Origin of the sequence: Roseimicrobium gellanilyticum (genome assembly GCF_003315205.1) — a bacterium.
GTDB classification, from domain to species: domain Bacteria; phylum Verrucomicrobiota; class Verrucomicrobiia; order Verrucomicrobiales; family Verrucomicrobiaceae; genus Roseimicrobium; species Roseimicrobium gellanilyticum.
Genome location: NZ_QNRR01000002.1, coordinates 1,026,108 through 1,050,365 on the forward strand (window position 1 = coordinate 1,026,108; position 24,258 = coordinate 1,050,365).

At 58.4% G+C, this 24,258-nt stretch carries 16 protein-coding genes and 1 pseudogene; 10 read left to right on the forward strand and 7 right to left on the reverse strand.

The window, feature by feature from the left end:
* Positions 1–28: 28 nt before the first annotated feature.
* Positions 29–3,505: a DUF1553 domain-containing protein gene (locus tag DES53_RS09555; RefSeq protein ID WP_245958128.1), complete on the reverse strand. Its 3,477-nt coding sequence runs from the start codon at positions 3,503–3,505 to the stop codon at positions 29–31.
* A 414-nt stretch (positions 3,506–3,919) separates the two neighbouring features.
* Between DES53_RS09555 and DES53_RS09560 the strand changes: the two genes are divergently transcribed.
* Positions 3,920–7,066: a DUF1549 domain-containing protein gene (locus DES53_RS09560; protein ID WP_113957995.1), complete on the forward strand. Its 3,147-nt coding sequence runs from the start codon at positions 3,920–3,922 to the stop codon at positions 7,064–7,066.
* Positions 7,067–7,075: 9 nt separating this feature from the next.
* Positions 7,076–8,500: a DUF1501 domain-containing protein gene (locus tag DES53_RS09565; protein WP_113957996.1), complete on the forward strand. Its 1,425-nt coding sequence runs from the start codon at positions 7,076–7,078 to the stop codon at positions 8,498–8,500.
* A 30-nt stretch (positions 8,501–8,530) separates the two neighbouring features.
* Here the strand turns inward: DES53_RS09565 and DES53_RS33930 are convergent.
* Positions 8,531–8,635: pseudogene (locus DES53_RS33930) on the reverse strand (SDR family oxidoreductase); the annotation flags it as partial.
* A gap of 143 nt (positions 8,636–8,778) precedes the next feature.
* On the opposite strand from DES53_RS33930, the gene DES53_RS09575 reads away from it, so the two are divergent.
* The 4 genes from DES53_RS09575 to DES53_RS09590 all read left to right on the forward strand — a co-directional run bounded on the left by DES53_RS09575 (position 8,779) and on the right by DES53_RS09590 (position 11,043).
* Positions 8,779–9,084 carry a hypothetical protein gene (locus DES53_RS09575; RefSeq protein WP_113957997.1) on the forward strand — a complete coding sequence of 102 codons (306 nt, stop codon included), beginning with the start codon at positions 8,779–8,781 and terminating at the stop codon, positions 9,082–9,084.
* Positions 9,085–9,309: 225 nt separating this feature from the next.
* Positions 9,310–10,044 carry an alpha/beta hydrolase gene (locus tag DES53_RS09580; RefSeq protein ID WP_113957998.1) on the forward strand — a complete coding sequence of 245 codons (735 nt, stop codon included), beginning with the start codon at positions 9,310–9,312 and terminating at the stop codon, positions 10,042–10,044.
* Positions 10,045–10,054: 10 nt separating this feature from the next.
* The gene (locus DES53_RS09585; RefSeq protein WP_113957999.1) at positions 10,055–10,447 is read left to right on the forward strand and encodes a hypothetical protein; all 393 of its coding nucleotides are present in this window, start codon (positions 10,055–10,057) and stop codon (positions 10,445–10,447) included.
* A 254-nt stretch (positions 10,448–10,701) separates the two neighbouring features.
* Entirely contained in the window at positions 10,702–11,043 is a 342-nt protein-coding gene (locus tag DES53_RS09590; RefSeq protein WP_113958000.1) for a DMT family protein, read from the forward strand.
* Positions 11,044–11,127: 84 nt separating this feature from the next.
* On the opposite strand, the gene DES53_RS09595 is transcribed toward DES53_RS09590, so the two are convergent.
* The 3 genes from DES53_RS09595 to DES53_RS09605 form a co-directional block, all read right to left on the reverse strand.
* On the reverse strand, positions 11,128–14,241 hold the full coding sequence (locus DES53_RS09595; RefSeq protein ID WP_113958001.1) for an inverse autotransporter beta domain-containing protein: 3,114 nt from the start codon (positions 14,239–14,241) through the stop codon (positions 11,128–11,130).
* A gap of 362 nt (positions 14,242–14,603) precedes the next feature.
* The gene (locus DES53_RS09600; protein ID WP_113958002.1) at positions 14,604–16,067 is read right to left on the reverse strand and encodes a S1 family peptidase; all 1,464 of its coding nucleotides are present in this window, start codon (positions 16,065–16,067) and stop codon (positions 14,604–14,606) included.
* A 117-nt stretch (positions 16,068–16,184) separates the two neighbouring features.
* Positions 16,185–20,285: a PVC-type heme-binding CxxCH protein gene (locus tag DES53_RS09605; RefSeq protein WP_113958003.1), complete on the reverse strand. Its 4,101-nt coding sequence runs from the start codon at positions 20,283–20,285 to the stop codon at positions 16,185–16,187.
* A 314-nt stretch (positions 20,286–20,599) separates the two neighbouring features.
* Here DES53_RS09605 and DES53_RS09610 point away from each other — a divergent pair, with 314 nt between their 5' ends.
* The 3 genes from DES53_RS09610 to DES53_RS09620 all read left to right on the forward strand — a co-directional run bounded on the left by DES53_RS09610 (position 20,600) and on the right by DES53_RS09620 (position 22,716).
* A complete protein-coding gene (locus DES53_RS09610; protein WP_113958004.1) occupies positions 20,600–20,959 on the forward strand; it encodes a VOC family protein in 360 nt (119 codons plus the stop codon).
* A 203-nt stretch (positions 20,960–21,162) separates the two neighbouring features.
* On the forward strand, positions 21,163–21,618 hold the full coding sequence (arr, locus tag DES53_RS09615) for an NAD(+)--rifampin ADP-ribosyltransferase (RefSeq protein WP_113958005.1): 456 nt from the start codon (positions 21,163–21,165) through the stop codon (positions 21,616–21,618).
* 156 nt (positions 21,619–21,774) lie between these two features.
* A complete protein-coding gene (locus DES53_RS09620) occupies positions 21,775–22,716 on the forward strand; it encodes a glycoside hydrolase family 71/99 protein (protein ID WP_113958006.1) in 942 nt (313 codons plus the stop codon).
* Between the two features lie 74 nt (positions 22,717–22,790).
* Here the strand turns inward: DES53_RS09620 and DES53_RS32490 are convergent, their stop codons facing one another.
* Together DES53_RS32490 and DES53_RS33450 are read right to left on the reverse strand one after the other, a co-directional pair.
* Positions 22,791–23,153: a hypothetical protein gene (locus DES53_RS32490; protein ID WP_147263311.1), complete on the reverse strand. Its 363-nt coding sequence runs from the start codon at positions 23,151–23,153 to the stop codon at positions 22,791–22,793.
* A gap of 417 nt (positions 23,154–23,570) precedes the next feature.
* Positions 23,571–23,741: a hypothetical protein gene (locus tag DES53_RS33450; RefSeq protein ID WP_211325492.1), complete on the reverse strand. Its 171-nt coding sequence runs from the start codon at positions 23,739–23,741 to the stop codon at positions 23,571–23,573.
* 116 nt (positions 23,742–23,857) lie between these two features.
* Between DES53_RS33450 and DES53_RS09635 the strand changes: the two genes are divergently transcribed.
* Positions 23,858–24,256, forward strand: coding sequence for a hypothetical protein (locus tag DES53_RS09635; protein WP_113958009.1), 399 nt, complete (start codon positions 23,858–23,860; stop codon positions 24,254–24,256).
* Positions 24,257–24,258: the final 2 nt, after the last annotated feature.

A 24,258-nucleotide genomic window follows, 5' to 3' on the forward strand; every position in this document is an offset into this window, starting at 1 on the left:
TATCGGAATTGAAGACACCGCTCATCCGTCAACGGATGAACAACCACTCGGGTAGATTGACGGTTTGCCAGAGGAGATCCTCCAGGCGCTCACGCCAGTCGGCACTTAGCTGTGTTGTCGGAGGGTCCCCACGGCGCGCATTGGCCTCCAATTCTTGCGCCAGCGCATTTGCCGGCCCATCGAGGTGATTCGACCAGGTCACATACTTGGGACGAACGCGTTTAACGTTCGTTTTGGCAGAGGCCGACACCCGGCGCTCTGCATAACCAGAGCCAAGCAGCTCTCTGGCACTCGCCCGCTCCTTGTCCGTCGGCATGCGTGTGAGCAACCGCAGGTAGAATACCTCAATGAAGGCATCCAGCGATTGTTCCTTCATGGCGAGCTGTGTAATGCCATGATCGTCGCTCAAGCGCACTGCCCACGCACTCATCACACCATTGGAAAGCACTGCAGGCTGGAGCACATTGGGGTCGCTTTCACGCAGGGTGACTGGCGATTGACGGGCACCACGCCAGCCGAACGCCTCCAGTGCTGTGATGACAGCCTGCACCCGTGGCAACGTCAAACTGGGACGGTCACGTTCATTTGAGGTGGAGGTCAGCATCCACGCACGCCGCGGCTGGCCGAGCGTGCGCATGTTGGAGATGCCATCAAGATCAAAGCACAGCTCTTCCAGCTTGAAGGGCTTGCCGGTGGTCGCGAACAGGGAGTCCACAATCTGCTCTGCATTCATGCGGCGCGGAGGCGGCCCCACATAGAGCGGCTCGGCATTTTCCAACTCCGGAATGCTGGCCCGTTGATAGGCATGGGAGGTGATGATGAGCCGGGACACCGCCTTCAGGCTGTAGCCAGATCGCACAAACTCGCGAGCCAGCCAGCGAAGAAGCTCTGGATGCGAGGGTTCGGACTTTTCCCAGTCGCCGGGATTTTCCACCAGACCACGCCCCATGAGCCGCTGCCAGACCCGGTTCACCATGACTTCGGCGAAGCGCTCATTCTGCGGCGCGGTGATGAGCGCGGCGAGTTGATCGCGTGTGTTCTTCGGATCTGCTGCAAGGTTTTTTGCGGCGTCTTCACTGCAGAAACGAGCGAAGGGCCAGACAGGCTGCACTTGCGTGCCGGGTTTCAGCGTGACCTGAATCAGAGGCTTGCGACCGCCGGCATGCAGTTTGTCGGTCGGCACACTGCTGGTCGTCGGTACCTTGAGTGGCGCTTTATTGAGCATGGCGGCGAGTTGGAACAACTCCTCCTGCTTCGACACATGCGCCGGAGCATCATGACAGCGTGCGCACTTCATCTCCACGCCGAGAAAAGCGGACGCGAGAATGGCGCCCTTCTCCGCCAGTGGTGCATCATTCTGTCCCGCGACTGCAAAGCCTGCCGGCCCACCAATGTTGCTGCTCCCCTCCATGCGCACCAGTTCGGTGACGAAGGCGTCCATGGGCTGATCATCACGGAGCGATTCGTAGATCCACCAGCGGAAGGGACCAGAATTGTTCAGGCTTCCGCTCAGTAGGTTGGGATTTTCTGCCAGCACATCCAGCCAGTAGCCCATCCAGTGATCCGCCCAGCGAGGATCCTTGAGAAGACGGTCAATGACGTTGGTACGGCGATTCGGAGAGGTGTCGGCAAGGAAGTCACGAATCTCGTTTTCATGCGGGGGCACGCCGACCGTGTCGAGTGTGACGCGACGGAGAAAGGTCATGTCGTCGGCGAGAGGAGGCAATTCCAATGTGCTCACGCGGAATTCCGGCCAATTTGCGCCCTGTTGGATCCAGGTTTCAAGCAGCGTGATCTCCCTGCTTGTCAGGCGGGCTCCCTTGGGCGGCATGACAGCGTCTTCTTCCTCGGTGCGGATGCGATGCAGCAGCGCGCTGGCCTCTGGTTTGCCGGGCGTGATAGCTGGACCATCAGAGTCACCTCCCTGCACGGCCGCCGCGAGTTTATCCAGACGCAGCCCCCCCTTGGTCTTGCTACCCTGATGGCAGTCATAGCAGCGAGTCTCCAGCAGCGGCTTGATATCACGATAGAAGTCCGGTCCGTTCCCAGAGACATGCTTGTACGTAGGCGCTACTTGAGCAATGCGAGCACCAAGAAAGTGATCCACTTCATTGTGCCCGGGCATGCCCTTGGGCAGTGGTGGCACGGGCAGGTCTGGTGTTTGTGCCAGCCAGGCTTTGGCAGCCTCGCGGCGCCTTTCCCAGTAGGCGTTCTGTCCTGCGCGTTTGGCCAGTCGTCGCTCAGTATCGATGCGTTCCAACACCTTTCGCTGCTCCGCTTCATAGGCCGCCCAGCCAGCATCCGTGTACGGAATGTGCCGGGCCGTCGGTGAAAGCAACTGCCAACTCGTTTCACCTTCGCGTGACCAGGCGATCACAGTCTCGCCAAGACCAGGACGCACCGTGCCGAACACGGTCTCCAGCACGACCATGTGTGGTTTGTCACCCGCAGATTCAAACTCGCACCACTCCTCGCGATTGCCTGGAGGAGCGAAGCGGAAGTCAGGGCCAAGATCCAGATAGGTCTCCTGCTCGGACGTCAGGTGGTGGCCGTTCAAGCTGGAGGGAGGCGCCGGAGTGTCGCGCAGTTGTTTGCCATCGATCAGGAGCCGCGAAATGCCCCGAGCGCGCAGCAGCAGGCGGTGGCGGCCCTTCGGAAACTGCACCAGTGCGGACGCTCGCAAGAATGTCGTGCCGGGAGGATCGCCGCGCACCCCGCTGGCGACATAGACCTGGGGAAGCTCAAAGAATCCAAAGGCCTCGGCAGTCATCACCTCGGCCACTGGAGGTGACGCATCCGGCCACTCACGGCGGGGCGGCACTCCTTCCGTGCAAAGCTCGACCCGCACCTCGCCCGGCTTCACCTCATTGCGATTTGCCGGCGGCGGGGGTGGTTGTAGCGCATAGAGTTTTTCAATGGTCGGGCTGTCCAGCACACCACGATGCAGCGTCAGAGCATCCACACGACCGGCGTAGAAGGCTTGCTGCTTGCCTGAACTGCCGCCGATGCGCAGATTTCCGTCCCTCTGAACCGGACCTCGCAGCGTGGACTTCTCCCACTTGCCGGAGAAGAGCTGCATCCGGCCATTGATGTAAATCATCACACTCGTGGGATCGCCAAAAGTGTATGTCAGCGCGATGTGATGCCACTCCAAGCCGGTGAGGGCAAGGCTGCCACTCCACCACTGGTGGCGGACCGGAACCGCGTCCGGCTTTTCAGGTTCCGCAGCAAAGCACAGACCGATCCGCATGGCGCTCGAGCTCAATCGCTCCACGGTGAGCCCGTAGTTGAGATTGTCATCCACCTGGCCCGCGCGGTTGGGGTCCCCCTTGGCCAGCAGGAAGACCGGTTGTTTCTCCTTCAGGTCTCCGGGCGCAATCCAGAAGTCAAAAGTGAGAGCTTCGCCGTGTTTGAAGCTGGAAGCCTTCTCCCCCGGCACAACAAGCTGGTCGGAGGCGGAACGGAACTCCGCGGCGGCGTTGTCTTTGGCAAAGAGAGGGTGCAAGGGAGGGCGAGGCCCCGGTACCGTGGCTGGCCACGAGCCCAGCGCGTCCCTGACATCGAAGTGCCACACCGCAGCAGTGACAGGCTTTGGAAGTGCATCCGCGTTGGGAGCCGCAGCGCGCGCCTGCACAAGTGCACAGACAAACAAAACTGCGACAGCAGAACAACGGTACAGGGACGAAGGCATTGAAACGGAACGGCTCCCATCAAGAACTTATGACAATGTCATCATCCCCCGTTCGGGGGATGATGACCCGCGCCTAAAAAACCCGTTAAATAATTGAAGGTTCTTGTCCGAAAAACGCCATGCCGCGCCTTTGGGCACCGTACAACGTATCCTCCTTCTAGAGAACGCCATCTCGACGGAGAGGATGCCTTGCCACGCTGTTTCGCGATTGACTCCGTACCCGCCACCATGAAGTCCCTTCTTCTGCCGCTCTTCTGCCTCACAGCCGCTTCCGGATTTGCCGCTGGTATCGATGCTGATGCTGACGCCCGGCGTGCCTCCCTGAAGTTCTTCGAGAATGAGGTCCGTCCCGTGCTGGTGAACCGCTGCTATGAATGCCACGCAGAAAAGAAGCAGAAGGGCGGCCTGCGTGTGGACAATCTCGGATACATGACCACGGGCGGTGACTCTGGTGCGGCGCTGATCCCGGGTGATGCTGCCAAGTCTCTGTTGCTCCAGGTAGTCCGCCACGAGGTGGAAGATCTGGAGATGCCACCGAAGGAGAAGCTCTCGGACAAAGAAATCGCGGTGCTCGAGCAGTGGGTGAAGCTCGGGGCTCCCTGGCCGGACGGTGAGAAGGCAGAAGCACAGGCCCAGGCCCGGGACCAGTACGGATTCACGGCTGAAGATCGCAAGTACTGGGCCTTCCAGCCGCTCTCCAATCCCAAGCCACCTGTCGTCAAGGGCAACTGGGCAAGCACGGACATTGACCGCTTCATTTCGAAGAAGCATGAGGAACTGGGCCTGACACCCGCGCCCGAGGCGGATCGACGTGAACTGGTGCGCCGCCTCTACTTCAACCTGCACGGCCTGCCTCCCACGAAAGAGCAGACAGAGGCATTTGTGCACAGCACGGATCCCAAGGCCTATGAAAAGCTCGTGGATGAACTGCTGGCCAGCCCCCGCTACGGCGAACGCTGGGCACAGCACTGGCTGGATCTCACCCGGTATGCGGAGAGTGACGGATACAACCAGGACGCCTACCGCCCCGCTGCCTGGACCTATCGCGACTACGTCATCAAGAGCCTGAATGCAGACAAGCCCTATGATCAATTTGTACGCGAGCAACTCGCCGGAGATGAAATTGATTTCAAGAACCCGGAAGTACTGGTCGCCACCTCCTATCTCCGCGCTCCCATCTATGAATACAACCAGCGTGACGCACGCGGGCAGTATGAGGTCATCCTCGCAGATATGACGGACAACGCCGGGGAACTCTTCCTTGGCCTCAGCATGGGATGCGCCCGGTGCCACGACCACAAGTTTGATCCCATCCTCCAGGAGGACTATTACCGGCTCCGTGCCTTCTTTTCGCCCGTGCGCTGGCGCGATGACCTGAAGCTCGCAACGGACGCGCAGAAGGAGGAGTTCTCCAAAGCCCAGGCCAAGTGGGAGACCGCCACAGCAGACATCCGTGCGCAGATTGATGCGATCATTGAGCCGATGATCCAGCGGAACATCGAGAACGCCTACAAGCGTTTCCAGGCAGACATCCGCACCATGGTGGACAAGAAGCCTGAGGAACGGGAGCCACAGGACTGGCAGTTCTCCTACTTCTGCGAGAGGCAGATGGCCTATGAGCGCGAACGCTTCGATGCGCTGAAATCGATTAAGAAGCCCGAGGACAAGGAGCGCTATCTCGCCCTGATGAAGGAGCTGGAAAAGTTCAATGACATCAAGCCAGCGCCTCTTCAGGACGCTCTGGTGGTCACAGACGCCATGGCGAAAGGAGCGCCGAATCTCCTCAAGAGCCGCAAGGGCGAGAAAGATGTGCCCCCGGGATTCCTCACGCTGCTGGCACCCGAGGTGCCCGATATCAAACCTCTGGCGAACTCCACCGGTCGGAGGACAGCGCTGGCAAACTGGATCGCCCGACCGGACAATCAGCTCTCCACAAGGGTCATCACCAATCGTGTCTGGCACTACCTGTTTGGCCGCGGCCTCGTGGCTACGCCCAACGACTTCGGTGAGCTGGGTGAAGCACCCTCGCATCCCGAGCTGCTGGACTATCTCACACAGCGTTTCCTTAAGGGAGGATGGAGTCTCAAGAAACTTCAGCGGGAGATTCTCCTCACTGCTACTTACCGGCAGACGGCCCACCGTGCAGTTCCCGATACTGCGACAAAACTCGATCCCGCCAACAAGTACCTGTGGCGCTTCAATCCGCGGAGGCTCGATGCGGAGCAGGCTCGCGATGCCATGCTGGCTGCGAGTGGCGAGCTGGATCTTCAGGGCGGCGGCCCCTCCACGGACGGAAGTGGCATGCGTCGCTCCATCTACACCATCAAGAAGCGCAACAATCAGAACGAACTCCTTCGCAGTCTCGATGCGCCCGCGGGCTTCGCCAGCACCTCTGAGCGCCAAAGCACCACCACCCCCACCCAGGCACTCCTCATGGTGAATGGTGAATGGACCCTGGCCCGTGCAAAGAAGCTCGCGAGCCGTGTCTCTTCCATTGAAGAGGTGTGGCAATACGCCTTGGGCCGCCCGCCGACTCCGAACGAAACCCGCATCGCAGAGGGATTCATTGAAAAGCGACTCGGAGAGCAAGAGGCTCCCGCAGCACCGACCCCTGAGGAGCTCGCAAATGCCAGCCAGTTCAAGGAAAACACCCCACAGGAACGTCTCGTGGCCACCTCGGATGAGAAAGAGGGTGATGAATTCACTGTGGAAGCGGTGGTGAAGCTCGACAGCATCGACGCAGCCGCTTCCGTGAGGACGATTGCCTCCCGCTGGAACAACGGACGCGAAAGCGTCGAGGACTTCGGTTGGAGCATCGGCGTGACTGGAGAGAAGTCTCGCTTCAAGCCGCGCAATCTCATCATCCAACTCGTGGGCGAGGATGAGAACCGCAATATTGCGTATGAACCCGTGGCATCCGACCTGAGGTTGGAACTCGGCGTGACCTACCACGTGGTGGTGGATGTCTCATGCACCAATCACACCGTCACTTTCCGCGTGAAGCAAATGGGCAAGCCCAGTGCGCCAGAGCTCACCTCCGTGGCTCCTCACGCCGTACGCTCTGGATTGGGCAAAGGGAACTCAGATCTCGTCATTGGTGGCGTCGCGAAGCGTGCACCGTCCCATCAGTGGGATGGTCGCATCGAAAGTGCACGGATTGTCCGCGGTCATCTCCCCGAAGCCGCGATGAATCCCAACGCTGACCAGTGGGAAGTGCCGGCCATCGCCGCATGGAATGCGAAAAATGGACCGGTCACTCCGCTGCAATGGGCCGGTGCAGATCGCTCGGGCGGCGCTCAAGATCCCCGACAGCAGGCTCTCGCAGACCTCTGCCACGTGCTGCTCAACGCAAACGAATTTCTCTATCTCCACTGATTTCCCGCCATGCCCTGTCATAACTACGATATCCCGACCTCCCGTCGTCAGTTCCTGCGCCGCGCTGGCTGCGGCTTCGGTGCCGTGGCGCTCGCCGCGCTGATGAAGGAATCCGTACTGGGTGCAGGTACTGCACCGAGCCAGGCTCTGGCAAGGATCCCGCAGCACTTCGGTCGCGCCAAGAGTGTGATCTTTTGCTTCATGGAAGGTGGGCCCAGCCATCTGGACACCTTCGACAGGAAGCCACTGCTGAACCAGCTCGCCGGTCAGCAGCTGCCGCCCAGCTTCAAGGAACCAGTGCTCGCCATGGGCGAGAGTGGTGCTCCCTTGCTGGAATCACGCCGCTCGTGGAAACAATATGGCCAGAGCGGGCTTTGGGTTTCGGACTGGTTCCAAAACGTCGCAGAGCATGCGGATGATCTCGCGGTGATCCATTCCTGCGTCTCGGATGGCATCAATCACGCCGGTGGTGTGTGCCAGATGAATACGGGCTCCATCTTCGGAGGCCGTCCCTCCCTCGGCGCCTGGGTGAACTATGGCCTGGGTTCGGCAAATCATGACCTGCCTGGCTTTGTGGTCATCAAGGACAGTGAAGGCACCGTGGTAAACGGTGTGCGCAATTGGGGCAGTGGCTTCATGCCAGCGGTGCATCAGGGCGTGGAGTTCAGTTCCGACGGCCAGCCCATCAAGTATCTCTCTCCACCGAAGGGCGTGAGTGCACAACAGCAACGCGACAAACTCGACCTGCTCGCTGAACTCAACGGGGACTACAATGCAACCCGCCAGGACAATACCGAACTGGAAGCTCGCATCCGCGCCTATGAACTGGCTTACACCATGCAGGCGGAGGCACCGCAGGCCGTCGATTTGAGCAAGGAGACGGAGGCCACCAAAAAACTCTACGGCATGGATGCCCCTGAAACTGCGGTATACGGGCGGAACTGCCTGCTCGCCCGTCGTCTCGTGGAACACGGAGTGCGATTCGTGCAGCTCTACAGCGGTGCCGGAAGCAAGTGGGATTCCCACAATCGTTTGGAGGAAAATCATGGCCGTCTCTGCCGCGCCGTGGACCGCCCCATCGCGGGCCTGCTCACTGATTTGAAGCAGCGCGGCCTTCTGGATGAGACACTGGTGATCTGGGGTGGTGAGTTTGGCCGCACCCCCATGAGCGAGCAGGGCGGCGGACGCGATCACAATCCCAATGGCTTCACCATGTGGATGGCCGGCGGTGGTGTGAAGGGCGGCCAGACCATCGGTGCCACCGATGAACTCGGCCTGTACGCGGTGCAGGACAAGATGCATGTGCATGACCTGCACTCCACCATCCTGCATCTGCTCGGCGTGGATCACACCCAGCTCATCTACCATCACAAGGGCCGCCCTGAGCGTATCGACCAGAATGAAGGTCATGTGAACAAGGCGCTGCTGGGGTAATCCAGCAGTGCACCTTGGTCGTCCAAATTTTCACCAGAGCAGCCGGCCTCCGTCCAGGGTGATCACGCTGCCGGTCATGTAACTGCTGGCATCGCTCGCGAGATAAAGCGCTAGCGGCGCAATCTCATCCGGACGGCGTCGCTCTCCGCTGGAATGAGTACAAGCCTGCCCTGATGCTCAAGGGCGCAAACTTGAAAAACATCTTCGCTCTCACCAAGAGCACACAGGGAAACAATTCCGGCTAGGCTTCACAGGTGCCCCCATGGGGGGAAATCTCCATGGACCTCGGGAATGAAGGAGGTCTCGGGTATCAGGCCGATGGAAGTGGGAAAGGCGGTATTGTGGTCCTGAAGAAGGCCGACATGAAGGCAAATTCCTTCTATCGGTTCATCGTGAAGATCGACTATGCCTCCATGAAGTATGACGTTGTCATCACCGGGCAGCGAAAGGATGGTGCGCCCTTCCAGTTCAAATCTGGCAGCACTGCTTTCGAGTCCAAAGTGAAGAACGTCCGAGGACTTTATCTCATCAGCGGCAGCAGCATGACTGCCTATCTTGGGGACCTCGCGGTGCTTTCCGAATAGGACACGGCAGCGAACCGGAGCCCGACAAGCACGTGCAACTCCGGGCAAGCCCCGAGGTTTGCTCATGGCAATGAAAACCATCGCTTCCATCCCGCGCACCTGCAAATCGCCTCCACAGGCATAGTAGGCATGTAACTCAGAGCATCTCGCCCCTCCAACTGTAAATGGATGGTTACTTGACGGGGGTGTGAGGTTTCCACACACTTTGTCCGCTTCCACACATTCATGGCTCGACTCCCCCTCCCGCCAGCCTCCCTTCGCCTCCTGCTTTGTCTTTTTCTGGGCGCATTCGCGATCCCAAACGCATTGGCCGAAAAAGCGGAGCCCTTTGTGTTTGTCCCTTCCAAGGGAGAAGGTCCCTTTCCCGTGGCCCTCTGGCTCCATGGATATCGGGGATATTCACCCAGCGGCTACTTTCCAGGTGAAAGCGCCGAAGCCATGCAGAAGCATGCAGACGCGCTCGGCGCAGTGATCGTCGGTTTCCCCGCCACGACCGAACTGGGAGATGACACACAACAGTGGTCTGAGGAGCCGGTCGCCGATCATGCCTATGTTCAGGAACGGCTCCGGTCCCTGAAGACCCCAGCCAAGCTCGACCTGAACCGCGTGGGTCTTTTTGGATTCTCCCAAGGCGCCATGGTGGCTGCAGCTCTGGCCACCGTGTATCCCGAGAATTACCTTGGCGCCATACTCATGTCGCCGGGAGGCATGAGCAATCCCAAGGGCAGCAACATCAAGCTGCCCCTTCACGCAAAGCAGGTCTACTACTGCTTCTGCGGAGCCGCGGAACAAGAGGGCAATGTGATGCTCACCAAGGGCTATGCCGAGCATTTTGAAAAAGTCCTGGGCGCGAAAGTGACGCTGAAATTGTACGAGGGCGTCTCGAAGCATACCCGTCCTGCCGACTTCATGGAGAAGTTTCCCGAGTGGATGGGCGCCATCCTGAAATCACGCGAATGACATCACACCTATGAAACAGTTCCTCCTTTCCATTTTCCTGATGACAGTCGTGTCTTCGCTTCACGCCGCGGACACGGTGGCGAGAATCGCTGTGGGCATGGACCACAAGGAATCCATCGCCCTTCTGAAAAAGCACAGCGCGGAAGACATCACACCTGGCCTCGCCATCGTCGGCCCCAACGGCGAGCATCCTTTGCACGGCCTCGTCTGGGCGCTCCGTGACTATGACGCCATCATTGAACTGGCTGAACAGAACGGCAAGATCACAACTCTGACCTACTGGACGAAAAAGGACTTCGGAACCAGCAAGGACCATCGGGCAAGGACGGAGCAGAACGTCAAGTCACTCACGCTCGACCCGAAAGGTCACGCGGTCTCAGTAGAGAAACAGAAGGAGGGCTGAGACCGAACGGCTTGGTTGAGCAGTCTACTGTGCAGCCGCGGGAGCGGGTCCAGCAGCGTTTGCCTGGCCGATGCCGCCTCGGTTTCCAAGTGCCTGGACTCGAGGCAACTTGCGGTCGTCAACTTGGCGCGCATCCGTGCGATCAGAGGAGAGTTCGAGGCATCTGACCTCGCCATGGTGAACTTTATCCAACAAGGCGATTGAAGTGTCAGAGAAAAGAGCACCTTTTCAGCCTCCTTGCCCTCCCCCGTCCCATGCCCCCACTCATTGTCTCCATCGCCCTGCTCTCCCTTTCCAACGTCTTCATGACCTTCGCGTGGTATGCCCACCTGAAGGACATGAAGAGCAAGCCGTGGATCATCGCGGCCTTGTTCAGTTGGGGAATTGCCCTGTTTGAGTACCTGCTTCAGGTCCCGGCAAACCGGATCGGCAGCCAGACGATGAACCTGCCGCAGCTCAAGATCCTGCAGGAGGTGATTACCCTCACGGTATTCGTCCCCTTTGTGCTCCTCTACATGAAGCAGCCTCTGAAGTGGGACTATCTGTGGGCCGCCATGTGCATGTGCGGGGCAGTGTATTTCATCTTCCGAAAGTAGCCTTCGCGCCAACGGGTCAGATGCAGCCAATAAAAAAGCGGAAGGCTCCAGACGAAGCCTTCCGCTTTTCATATCATTCAAAACTTACGGACTGACCGGTGCGCCGTTCAGGAAGAAATCGCCGCTCGGGTTGCCTACCACATCCATCGGACTGAGGAAGAACTCAGACACGAAATTGCTCGCAGCCGGATCAAACGTGCCATCGACAGTCAACTTGCTCCCGCCATCTTCCCGGAAGAAGAAGCCAACCGAATCCGGGTTTGTCCCGGAGCCAAGCACGAGGTTACGATCGAATCCTTTGATCCTCAGACGGGAGCCATCATTGCTCCGTGCCTTGAGGAATGCGTCATTGACCACACCATCTGCACTGAGGATGTTGTCTGCGACGGTTGCGGCGAGACGGCCTCCGTGCTGGCTCTTAAGCTGGATGGCGTTGTCCTCGAATCCTCCGTGGAAGACGTTTCCGGTCACCGTGCCCTTCAGGACTGCGTCATGCTCCGCGAGGAGGAAGATGCCGCTCGCGTCATAGTCTCCGAAGAACTGGTTGTTGGTGATGGTCACCTTCAAGCGGTCGCCGTCCTCGTCATCATAGTGGTGGGCGGCCACTTTAAGCGCATCACGCCCGAACTCGCCGTTCAACACGTTGTTCGAGAAGGTCAGGGTCATGCGCGACCAATCGCGCTTGTCCGCATCCAAAGCGTGGTCAAAATCACCCACGAAGGTATTGCCCAGGATGTCCGCCCTCAGGGTCGAGCCGTCCCTGGACTTCGCGGCAATGGCGATCTCGCCGCAGCCATCTCCCTCGAAGGTGTTGCCGGAGATGGAAGCGATAAGCGTGGCCCCCTCGAAGGAATCCAGCGTGAGCATGCCATCATAGCTTTCGCCGCTGATGGCATTGTTCGCGATCGTGGCGGTCATGGTAGCACCTTCGAAAGCCACGAAGCCGAACCCGACTCCGTACTCCGAATCCGCGAGGATAGTGTTTCCAGTGACCGTCGCATTCAGGATGGATTCATACTCGCTGTAGAAACCCGAGACCACCTGATTGAAGTATCCCTCGTAGATGTTGCCCGTGAGTTGCACATTCGCGATGGCGCCATCATAGGTCTCAACCAAAGTAGCCATCCCGAATTCCGGCCCGTCGAAGCCAAATTCGCCCAGGAAGAAGTTGTTTGAAAGGTTGGCATTCACGGTCGAGCCACCGCCAGCAGTGATGTACATGCCCGCCATGTACGCATTGTTGATGATGTTGTTCGTGGCAAGGATGTTCACGATGGGTGAAGAACCCCCACCGCAACCGCAGTCCAACGCACTCAGCGCCGGCGGCCCAAAGATTCCCAAATCGAGTCCCGCACCCACAAAGAGAGCTCCGAACACCTCGTTGAACTCATTGTTCTGAACGATGATGTTGTGCGTGCCTCCATCGGAGTCAGCGAGGACGGACACGGAGGAAAGGAACAAGGGAAGCAACTCTTCGATTTCCGGGAATTCAGGGAACTCTCCAAAAGGAGGAAGTTCTCCCATGGTGAACAAATTGTCCTGCACGATCAGAGTACCTGGGTTCAAGGCGATCACTGACGGCCCGAAGCCCCCCATGATGCCACCGCGGAAGTCATAACCCTGAACGATCAGAGTGTTGATCTCAAATGCGCCGAAGCCTCCATAAAGCACCGGACGATCTGTATCGCCCCCAAAGTTCCGGCCACCGAGACCCACGATGGGCACATAGGAACTGGTGAAGCGAGTGCTTCCGGAGACCATCACCGAGTCTTCATAGTCGATGCCTGTGCCGCCCTGGGTATACACGGTCCAGAGCTTGCCAGTGGCATTGCTGTTGGCACCGGCGAGATTGGCACCTTCCACGATGGTATCGAAGGGACGCTCGGCCGTGCCAGTGGCGCCGTCCACTTGGGCGGTACCAGCCTGGATGCCATTGCCCACCGCACCACCGTTGTTCACAAAGATGATGTCATCTTCCAGCACCACCTGGCCAGGACGCTGCGATACGACCTTCGTCACGCGCTTCACCTTGGTCTCGGTGTTGGTCTCTGTATCCACGGTGTTAGCCACCTTGATGGCCGCGTTCTGACGGCGCACCGGCTCAGCCAGACGCTCCACCAGGTGACGGCGGCGAGGAGTGAAGGAGTCACCGATGCGGCTCCAGAAGTTCTTGCCATCACCCAGGTCGCCCATCTCGAAGGGCACCTGAAGCTGTACACCTGCGGTCCAGTCGCTGCCGGTCAGGCGCTCATCTTCATACCAGGTGCCTGTGAGAATCACCGCAGGCACAGGGCGGATCTCCACGCCGGCCTTCCAGCCTTCCACATTGCCCGTGCCGCCTTCCTGCGGACCGAAGGGCTGGTTGTCGAACTTGTAGTAACCACCGATAAAGCGCAGATCGAAGTATCGATCCAGTCCCGGAACCAGGAATGCGATTTCCGCGTCCCAGCCTTCCATCCCCTCTTCGTAACGACGGAAGAGACGTTCGATGGTCGTCGTGCTGATGGTCGTCGTCGCCGTGGTGGTGAAGAGCGCATTCTGCGCCACGCTGCTGCCCGAGGCATACGGATCGCTCGTGGGCGTCACCGACTGCGATGTGCTGGTGCTGGAGCGCTGGATGGTGTCCACCGTGCGCGTCTCCTCCGCGAGCTGCTTGTCTGAGAGCGGAATGTAATAGTTACCACGCACTTCCACGTAGCGGGTACCCACTTCCAGACCCACACCGAGCTGCCAGAACTGATTGTCCGCCTCGGTGTCCATCATGTCGATGAACACGTTCGCGCCCACGAAGATGCCTTCATCGAAGAATCCGGCCTGTGGGGCATCATAGTTCCTCAATGCGGAGACCGACTGTGAACCAAAAAGGTGTCTCCAGCCCAGGCCCAGCGAGGCAGCCACCTCACCACGCTCACCCCAGGAGGTGTAAGGCTCAAGGTAAATCACGTCACCACTCAGGGTGGCATCCGCGCCCAAGGTGCTCCATACCGGGGCCACGATGGAGAAGTTCCCCTCCGTGTAGGCATCGCTTGTCTTTACCCCTCCGGTGACGGTGCCCAAATACATGGGGTGAGCCTCCACCACGACCTCCTTCGGATTCTTGATAGGAGGGCCCGCGAGAACCGCGGAAGTGAGGCTGCCGAGTGATAGCAAACCGACGGTGCATGCCCGGACCAAACGGGCAGGAGTAGGAATGTACATGTAGGGTGTTAGGAGAGCTTGGGGGTGAAGCGGGTTGTCTTTTCTTTGGGAGTTGTGCCGTTGTTACGTTAACAGAATTTCCGTATTTATCTCGGGAATTCTTGCAAAAACCACAAACAATAAACCTTCATTCACCACTCCCCTTTGAGTTAGCATAAGCATAATACCTAAACCCCAGATCTCATTCCGCTTGAGGCTGCGACCACTGAAGAAACCCAGTCATTTCGGTCACCCGGCGCAAAAAACCGCCCGGCATCTCCAGCCGGGTGTTTGTCATTTAGCTTCAAGATCCCTGCGAGAGTTACTTCGCCGCAGGAGGAGCGCCGGGCATGGGCAGCGAGGTAGGGTGGCACCGCTCGTCATTAGCGATAGCGGGTGGCACCCTGACTGACGAACTCATCGTGCACCAGCCTGCGCATTTCCAGCATGGCCGGGATGTACTGCTTCAAGTAAGGAACACGATCGGAACTCTTCATCGACTTGGATTGGTTGGTTGATTCCAAGGTGACCGTTGCGAAGAATTCCTGGAAAATCGGAACAGCAGTCGCCATGGAACGCGTGGCACTCGCTGAGCCCAGCTTCTGGTTTACCCGCGCGATCCCGCTGGCGATCACACTACCAAGGCGGTAACCACTTCCGCCCACGATCACTTCACGCACAATGTAGTCCCCCTTCTTGGTACTGGGCGCGGCAAAACCGCCACGGTTTGACGTTGGGTTCAAGAAGCAAGCAGCAGCAAGAGTCAGGGTATCCCGGTCAAACGCGCTTAGTTCTGCCAGTGCCATCATCAGTGAAGTGTATTTCATCTTGCGCCACTTGGTCACCTGCTCGGGACGGATGGCAAACCGGCGCACCTTTTCAAACGTGGTTCCCTTCGCCCAGATGTCACGTTTACCATCGGTTAGATAGGTTGATACCCCCAGGATCGTCTTCGTACCCCCGAGGACGACAGGACCTCCGCTGTTCCCGGGCACAATTTCACAGTCGATCTCAATCCGGTCTGTTCCCACCCCGACAATCTTGCCATCCAACCCTGTGATGACGCTGCCTCCAAGGCTGTTTCCGTAGGCGATAACCTCCTTGTTCAGTTCAGGAACGCTGTCCGCTTTCCCGATTTCGTACAAGCCAGATGTGGCTTCCACGACCACTTCAAATCTCGCCAGGTCCTCAAGACCGTTGGGCGCATTAGGATCAAAAGTTTCGGACAGTTCCAAATCGACAGGCAGCGCCAGCTTTTTGCCAGCCGCAGTAGTAATGCTCTCAATCTTCGTGGCGAAGCTACCTGGCTCTCCACACAACACGTGGGCATTCGTGTAGACATAGGTGATTTTGTCGGCTTTCGCGATGAAACCTGAACCAACTCCCTTGTCCGTTTTGATGAAGACGAGATGCTGTGGATCGAATGAGGAAACCACGGCACCGGAAACACCCGGCTGGGCAGGAGCAGCGGGCTGAACTGGAGGAGCAACGGTAGCAGGAGAGCTGGGAGATTCCTGCTTCTTCGGAGGGGTGTATTTCCCCTTCCAAACTTCAGGCAGGTGTTCGAATGCCAACAAGGAGACTCCCGCATCGTGGGCAATTTTCACCCCTTGCTCAGTCACACTAAGGACTGTTGCATTGGTGAAGACCTTGCTTCCGACAACGGACGGCACTTCGATCCTATCGACCTTGCCCTGCCCCACTAAGTTCGCGCTAAAAGCCAAGAGACCCACGCAAGCTGTAAGCGTGGACATTAGTCCTGAGGTTTCACGAATCATATGGTTGGGAGTGAAGGTGTGCAGACGATAGATACGGAGAATCCTTAGGATACGTGCACGCAATACCATTATTACTCAACAGAAAGCCGTAATTTTTCGCCTGCCATTTAGTAACCTCCGACAACAAAATCCGCCCGGCATGTGCTGCCGGGCGGTAGTCATTTAGATTTAATCTCGCTGCACGATTTACTTCGCGGCAGGAGGAGCTCCGGGCATGGGCAGCTCAAACTTCGGATTGGCCGCGAGGTAGGCATCCACATCCGCCGTCACGATGATCTTGCCCCACATGATCATCCAGTGACCGGGAAAGGTGCACACGAACTCAAGCTGACCTTCCTTGTCAGGTGCCTTGAGCTTGAGGGTTTCCTTTTGCCCGGGATTCAGCAGATGGGTGGCATCGACGAAGGGCTGGCCCTTCGGCAGGAACTGGCGGTTGCGTGCCTTCTCCACTTCGGTGGGGCTCATGGTCTGCGCGGCCATGCCGATGACACCGTGCTTCTCATTGCCCACGACCACGAGGTTGTGCGGCATCACGTCGTCGTTCTCGAAGATGATTTCGAACGACTTGCCCTTCTCCACCACAATACGCTGGGTATCAAAGCGGAGCTGCTCATGCACCGTCTTCACAACGAATACCGCCACACTCAGACCACGCAGTTCCTTGCGCAGTGCGGTATTCCCCGCGAGTGAGGCCATCTCCATACCGAGCTGATTCACTTCCACAAACGACTGCTCCGAGCGCTTCTCCGCCGGCACAGACTTCGCATAAGCCAGCACGCTCTGTGCGATGCCTTCCGCCTTGTCCTTGTCCCACGCCGTGCGAGGAAGCTGCATGATGGCCGTGGTGGCGGCGTTGCGCTCGTTGCCATCAATGACGTGCTTCGAGAGCACCGCAAAGTTTGCCGGGGCATTGTCCGCACCCATGAGAGACAGAGCCTTCAGCGCGGCCTGGCGTTGCTCGCCTTTCACACTACCGTCATTGAGCAAGGCGGTGATCAGGTGCTGGAACCCCGTGCGCAGCGTGGGATCCGGCACCAGACCGATGCCCTGCACCAGAGCTGTGCGCCATTCGCTTTTGTCAGCGGACGCAACCCACACATCATCCGGCTTGCGGTCCTGCACAATGAGCGCGGCCCACACGGAGCGGCGCACTTCAGGAAGGTTCGCGGAGCGCGCCAGTGAGGCGAGTTGATCCTTTGCCTTCGTAAGAGCCTCGACCGGGGAAGTGATGAGCATCTTGCCCAGGTCCGATGCCGCCTGTGCGGATGCGCCACTCTTCGCATCGATACGCTTGAGCGCGGCCACGATTTCTGTCGCGCGATCGCTCTTGTTGAGCTTCACCAGTTCCTCGATGGCCTTGTCCCGGGTGAGCAGGTCGTAGCTTTTGCGTTCCAGCTTGGCATGCAACACGGCAGCCACATTGTTCGGCATGCCCTTGAGCTCATTGTCATCCATGCGGCTGAGCAATGCGTCGAGGGTGGCGGGATCGCTGGGCAGCATCTTCTCCTTGGCGCCGGACTGGAGTTGCTTGAGCGTCTCCTTCAGGCAGTAGTCGATGTAGTAGTCCCCTTCATGCTTGAGCGAGGCGTAGGCCACCTCGAGTGCCTTCGGCACATCTGCGCCGCCATAGAAGCTCGCAGCGCGAATGGCTTCGAGGCGCACGCGCGGGCTCTCGTCACCAGCTGCCTTCTTGAAGATCTCAAGCGCCTCGGGAATGCGGTCGCGCTGGTAGCACACCACGCGCACAGCCTGCGCACGGGCACGGGGCTCGGGCGAGGCCAGCACAGTATTGATGAGCTCCTTGTTCACCACGTTGTGCCACTGGTGCACCCAGAGGGCCTCCAGGATGTGGTGCGCGTCTTCCACCTTCTGCGGGTCGAATTGCTTCACCCACTTCTGCACGGCGGCGACCACGGCCTTGGAGTCATGCTTGTCGAGCTCAATCTTGGCGCGGATGCGCACGTCGTTCTCGGGCTCCTTCAGCAGGTCGAGCAGCTTCTCGATGGGCTGGCCATCGACCTTCTTCACTTCAAGCAGCGGGCGGCCCTCGAAGGTCACACGGTAGACACGACCATGGATCTGGTCGCGGTTCGGGTCACGCAGGTGATGCTGCATGTGACCGATGATGGCATTCGACCAGTCAGCAAAGTACAGGGAGCCATCCGGAGCCACACTCGCGCAGGAGGGGCGGAAGGTGCCGACCTCCGCAGGGCTGCACTCCACGAGGGTATTCAGCTTCTCCGGCGTGGTCGAGCCCGGCTTGGTGTACTCATGGTAGAGCGTCTCACCCTTCAGACCGGAGCCCACTTCAGAGAACTTCGCGCGGAAGATGCCCTGCACGCTGATGACATTGCAGTTCAGGAAATTGTCGCGGAACTCATCCGGGAAGTGACGGCTGGAAAGAATCGTCGTACCAGCGCACGGACGGGACGGGTGCTGCCAGACGATATCATACTTCGAGTGCTTGTTCGGCTCGCTGATGAAGCCGCTGAAGCCGGGGCCGTAGTAGTTGTTGTTGCCTGTGGCGTCTGTGATGATGTCATTGCCCCAGTAGTCAAAGACGCGGCCGTGCGGATTCGCGAAGCCATACGCGGCATAACGCTCGAACTTGCCCGTGCGGGGCTCATAGCGGTAGATGCAGCCATCCTTGTTGCGCACGGGACCTTCGGGAGTCTCCACCTGCGTGGCGTGGAAGACACCGTCCGAGCAGTACACGGCACCGCCAGGCTCATAGCAGATGGAGTTCGTTTCGTGGTGCGAGTCCGCGGCATCCAGACCGCTGAGGATACGCTCAAACTTGTCTGCGCGACCATCGCCATCCGTATCGCGAGCATAGAGGAGATTCGGCGACTTCATGACTAGCACGCCATCCTTGTAGAACTGGAATCCGGTGGGGCAGTTCAGGTCATCCATGAAAGGCGTGCACTTGTCCGCCTTGCCGTCGTTGTTGGTATCTTCGAGCACCAGGAGGCTGTCCCCCTTCGTGCTCCAGGGAGTGCGGCTGGGATAGTTGCGCCACGAAGCGACCCAGAGGCGACCCTTGGTATCAAATGCCATCTGCACCGGCTTGATGAGTTCGGGGAACATCTTCTCATCCGCAAAGAGCTGGACCTTGATGCCCTTGGGCGTCTTCATTTTGCCCACCACTTCCTCGCCACTGGGGAATTCCACGAGACCTGTCTTCGCATCCACCTTGAAGCCGGTCATCGGCGTCTTGTTGAAGGTGTCGCCACCGACCGGCAGATTCGTCTCGACCTTCGTCACTGGAGGCACGTTGGAGTCATCCACCTTCAGGTCGCCACCCTTCGCCACGGCCCACACGCGCTTTTCGCGATTCTCCGTCATCACGTCACGCACGGACATCTCCTGCTGCATGACCTGGTAGTTCGAGACGTACGGCGGCTCGGGGGTCTTCTGATTTTGCAGGAAGGCACCCGTGTGCGCCTTGTACGCGAGGCCCGAGCGACCGCCGTGAATGTTGTAGCTATCCACCGTACGGTAGCGGCTGTGCCATTCCTCATTACGGTCCAAAATGGCACCACGCAGCTTTTCCAGCCCCTTGTAAGAGGGAGCATCCTTGCCGAAGAGCGACTTGTAGATCACCGGAGCCAGTACCTTGTCTCCCTCCACCGTGAGGTGAATGCCGTTGAAGGTCAGCGGTTGCTTCGCGGCAGCATAGGCCTTCTGCGAGGCATCGAAGAGGTCCACGAACTGCACGCCATTCGCCGCGGCCACTTCCTTCATCGCGGAGGCGTAGTTCTGCAGGTTGGTGTTGTTCTCCTCGGGCTTGGCGATGTCCGGATTGGACTGCTTTTCCGCCGCCGTGGGAGAGAAGAGCACCACCCGCGGTGCGCCCTCACCTCCGTAGTTCTTCGTCTTCAGCTCCTTCAGGAAGGCGTCGAGGTTCTTCTTGAACTCCTCAATGCCCTCATAGCCCTTGAACGATTCATTGAATCCATAAAAGGCGAAGACCACATCCGCGCCCACCTTCAGCAGCCACTGGTCACGCGTGCCGAAGTCCTCGGAGCGGTGCCATGTATTCACCTCATCCGCTGCCACGGCCAGATTCCGGATCACGAGGTCCTTGTCCTTGTTCTCAGCATGGATCAGTGTCTCCAGCCAGCCGGAGTGCTGCTGCCGGTCCGCCAGCAGGCTGCCGACGATGGCGATGTGGTCACCTTTCTTGAGTTCCAGAGAAACAGGAGCCTGTGCCTGAAGTTGCGCCTGCCCATGCAGGGCAAGACCCGAAACCAGGCCGGCGAGGAGGGTGTGGAAGCGTCGATTCATGCAGGGAAACTGAAATGAGGGAAGTCCAATACGGGATGCCAATAGCGGAGTGATCCTGCTTTTTGACATGGAAAATGAAGTTTTTTTTGGAGCCCCCAACGTAGTCCGCGAGTCCCTTCGCGGTCCGGAGAAGCCAGTGTCGCAAGCCAACAATACAACCTCTTCAAGCTTGCACTCTGGACAACCCCCGCAGAAATCGCCCGGCACTAGTGAAATGACCGCCAACGCCTGGCGAGGCACTGCGGCCAACACCTCTGGGGGCAGCGATATCTGGGAGTGAAGCAGTCGCACCGACCTTGCCCGGAGGAGAACACATGAACCTGCAGAAGATCTACACCTCGCTGCTCACCTCAGATTTGGCGGCAGCTGAAGACTGGTACACGAAGCTGCTCGGTCGCAGACCGGACAACCGCCCGATGGACACGCTGGTGCAGTGGGAGTTGTTCGATCATGCCGGGTTCATGCTTTCAAGCAGCGATGAGATTGCCGGCCACGGCGTGTTCTTCCTTTATGTCGCCGATCTCGCGGTCGAACGCCGCCGATTGCAGAGCCTTGGGATCATCCTCGGTGACGACATCGGAGGCGACTACTCGACACTGGCCCAAGTGCGTGATCCTGATGGCAACCTGATCACACTGGCGTCACCTCCCTCGCGCCCCTTTCCACAGGCATGACCGCATCAGACCCAGCCACGCGGGACAAGACCCGAAACCAGGCTGGCGAGGAGGGTGTGGAAGTGTCGATTCATGCAGGGAACTGAAATGAGGGAAGTCCAATAGCGGAGTGATCCTGCCTTTTGACATGGAAAATGAAGTTTTGTTCTTGCTGCTCGTCCCTCCGACGGCCGACAGGAACACCCTGCCAAAATCACCACCCTATGAACAATGAAAAGTGGAGCCCAGTCACGCATGAGAACTGCAACCACATGCACGGCCCATTCTATCACGGCACGAAGGTTGAGTTTGCGATAGGCGATTTGCTGTCACCCGGCCATCCCTCCAACTACGACGAAAGCCGGGTTCTTAACCACCTCTACTTCTCCGCCATCTTGGACCCTGCGATCTGGGGAGCAGAACTCGCGATGGCGTTGGCAAATTTAGAAGGTCGCGGCCGCATCTACGTCGTCGAGCCAACTGGCACCTTTGAGGACGATCCGAATCTCACCAACAAGCGATTTCCTGGTAACCCGACGAAGTCCTATCGCACACGTGATCCACTCAGGATCGTCGGAGTCGTCGAGGACTGGCAGGGACACCCGGTGGAAGCAGTTCAAGGAATGCTAAATTCCCTTCGAGACCTGAAACGCCGCGGGCTTGCCATCATTGAGGACTAGACTCCTGCCAAATCCAAGTGACCCAATCAACCGGTGACCTCCAGGCTTTTCATCCCACTCTGCATATCCCTTCTCCTCAGCGCTGCCACGCTCCACCGAGCGCCAGCCGCTGAGAAGTTGCGCTCCTCTGAGCCACTGACACCATCAAGCCGCCCCTTGATCGGCGCCATCCGATGGGACGGCTGGGGAAATAACTGCGTGATCGGGAAGGACTCCGAACGAGTTCTCAGTCCAGACAAGCACCAACATCGCGCTCCGTTCTTTGTGGATACTGCTGGGCCGAATGTCATCACCTTCAAACCTCTCTCCCAAGGAATCATGGACACGGAGATTGGCTACGCCATCCACGCCGGCATCGATTACTGGGCGTTTGACTGGTATCCGCCGGGCAATGGGATGGAACTCGCGCGAAATCTTTTTCTGACATCCCGCAAACGGGAGCGCCTCAAGTGGTGTGTTGTATTGGGCACCAATCCCTTCGACATGAATCGAGACGCGCCCTGGCTCGCGGCGGAGTTTGCCAAGCCGGGGTACCAGAAGGTTCTCGACGGCCGTCCGTTGGTGTATCTCTTTACACCCATGGCCCGCGCGGACCTTGCAGCGTTGCGAGAGCTCTCGCTGAAATCCTGCGGCAAGACTCCCTACGTCGCCATGATGGGCTGGACTGCCACGGAGGCAGCACAGGCTTGCGAAGCGGTCGGCGCCGACGCTGTCACCATGTACGCCGGCGGAATGGAGAAGAACTGGGAGGAATACTCCAAGCTCAAAGAACTCATTCCCAATGTGGGCACCGGTTGGGATCCAACCCCTTTTCGGGACACGCAAGTCACTTGGTATCCCCATGAAAATATCGTGAAGGATTTTGTCGGCTGGTCAGCGACACCAAAGCAATTGGTTGCCAGTATGGAAGCTGCTTTTGCCTGGACTAAAGCCAATCCAGGAAAAGTTCCCGCCAATGCCATTCTGGTATACGCGTGGAATGAACACTCCGAAGGCGGCTGGCTGTGTCCCACGTTCAATCCGCAAGGTCCGAACACTGAAAGGATCGACGCGCTTCACGAATGGCTGTTTGGCCGGACTTCAGTTCAGGGAAACTGACAGGAGCCGTCCTCTACGGGGATCCACCTACTTTGTTACCCATCGTCGGTGAACTGGGCATCTCCGCTGACGATTCACTCCTTCAGCCCTACACCGAGCCGTTTGAGCAGAGGTGAGTTCAGGAGCATCGATGCGATGCTTGCCAATGCAAACTGCTTTGCACTACTATAGTAGAAATGACGCGAGACGAGTACAGACGGCAGACGATCAAGACGCGCCGTTGGTCCAAGTTCTGGCTTGGGCTGAAATTCTTCGTGTGCCTTCCCCTGCTGCTGCCCATATTCCTCGGAGACATCTTTTCCTTTCCATTTGTCGCTCGCCGTCACGAGAGCTTTTTCCGGTGGTCGCTCTATATGTTCGCCCAGTCCCTTGCGCCAGCCATCATCATCGGTACATGCATTGGGTACCTTCTCGTATTGGCAATGAGAAGATGGCACTGAGGTACGCCCCTTCGACCGCCCTGCTTGAGGGACTTGATGGCGTCAACGTTCGTCTGACAAAGGAAGCTCATCAAAGTCCCTTGCGCGGCCCCACACAGTAGCTGAGCATCGCGACCCATGGGGGCATCCTTATCCTGGTATGCAGTGCGCGGCAAAACTCCGGAGATGGTCTTGCGAGATTTCGGACTCAGAAGAGCAGTCAGCAAAGAGTATCGCCATACGCCCTTCCGCGGAGGGCCCCTGCCAAACGGCTGGTTTGTCATGATTCACGGACGGCACGAATTCACGAGTGATGAAATGCGGCATCTATCGAGCGCTTGCGAGGTGGTCGCATGTTTTGTGGAAGAGCACGTGATGGTCAGCCGTTCGGCATGCTGGAAAAATGGTGTACAGGTTTGGGAGGTCACCCACGACTCAGAGGAGAGCGAACATCATCTGGATATCCGGGGCGAGCCGCCTGCCGGTTTTGGAGCGATTCGCGATCGACTGACCAAACAGCAGAAGGAAGATGATGAGGATGGATGCGTCGACTTCATCTTCAATATTCCAGTGGACCTGGCCGAGGAAGTCACGGGATTCAATCACCTGGGATCATCGGACACTGGGTTCGGGAATTTTGTGAAACCGACGTTCCTCCAGAGACTATTCGAACGATAGTGGCGCCTGCACGCGTACGTCTCACAGCCTTTCACACCCCATACATGAGCCCCGCTTCTCCCCCCCAGGAAGTATTTGTCATCAGCTTCTTCACCGAAAAGGCAGGAGCCGCTGCACAAGGCACTGTTTCATTGATTGATCAGGTGCCGAAATCCACCTGGACCATCCAGTCCAACGGCAGCCGGCAAACCTTCGACCGCCCCATCTCCGAGGACAGCTTCCGCCATATCTGGGACCGGATTTCGGCCCTGACCGAGTTGGACTCCTACCTCTCCACCGATCCCGGTCAGGCGATGTCCTTCACGGACCACTACATTGTCGGAATCATCTATGTGCTTTCCGGCAAGGAAGGCCGGCGTCTGTACATGATTCCCCACAACTGTTCGGCACAGAGTGTCCTTTCATGGGTCCAGGATATCGAGTCGACCTCAAAGGGGTCCTGAAA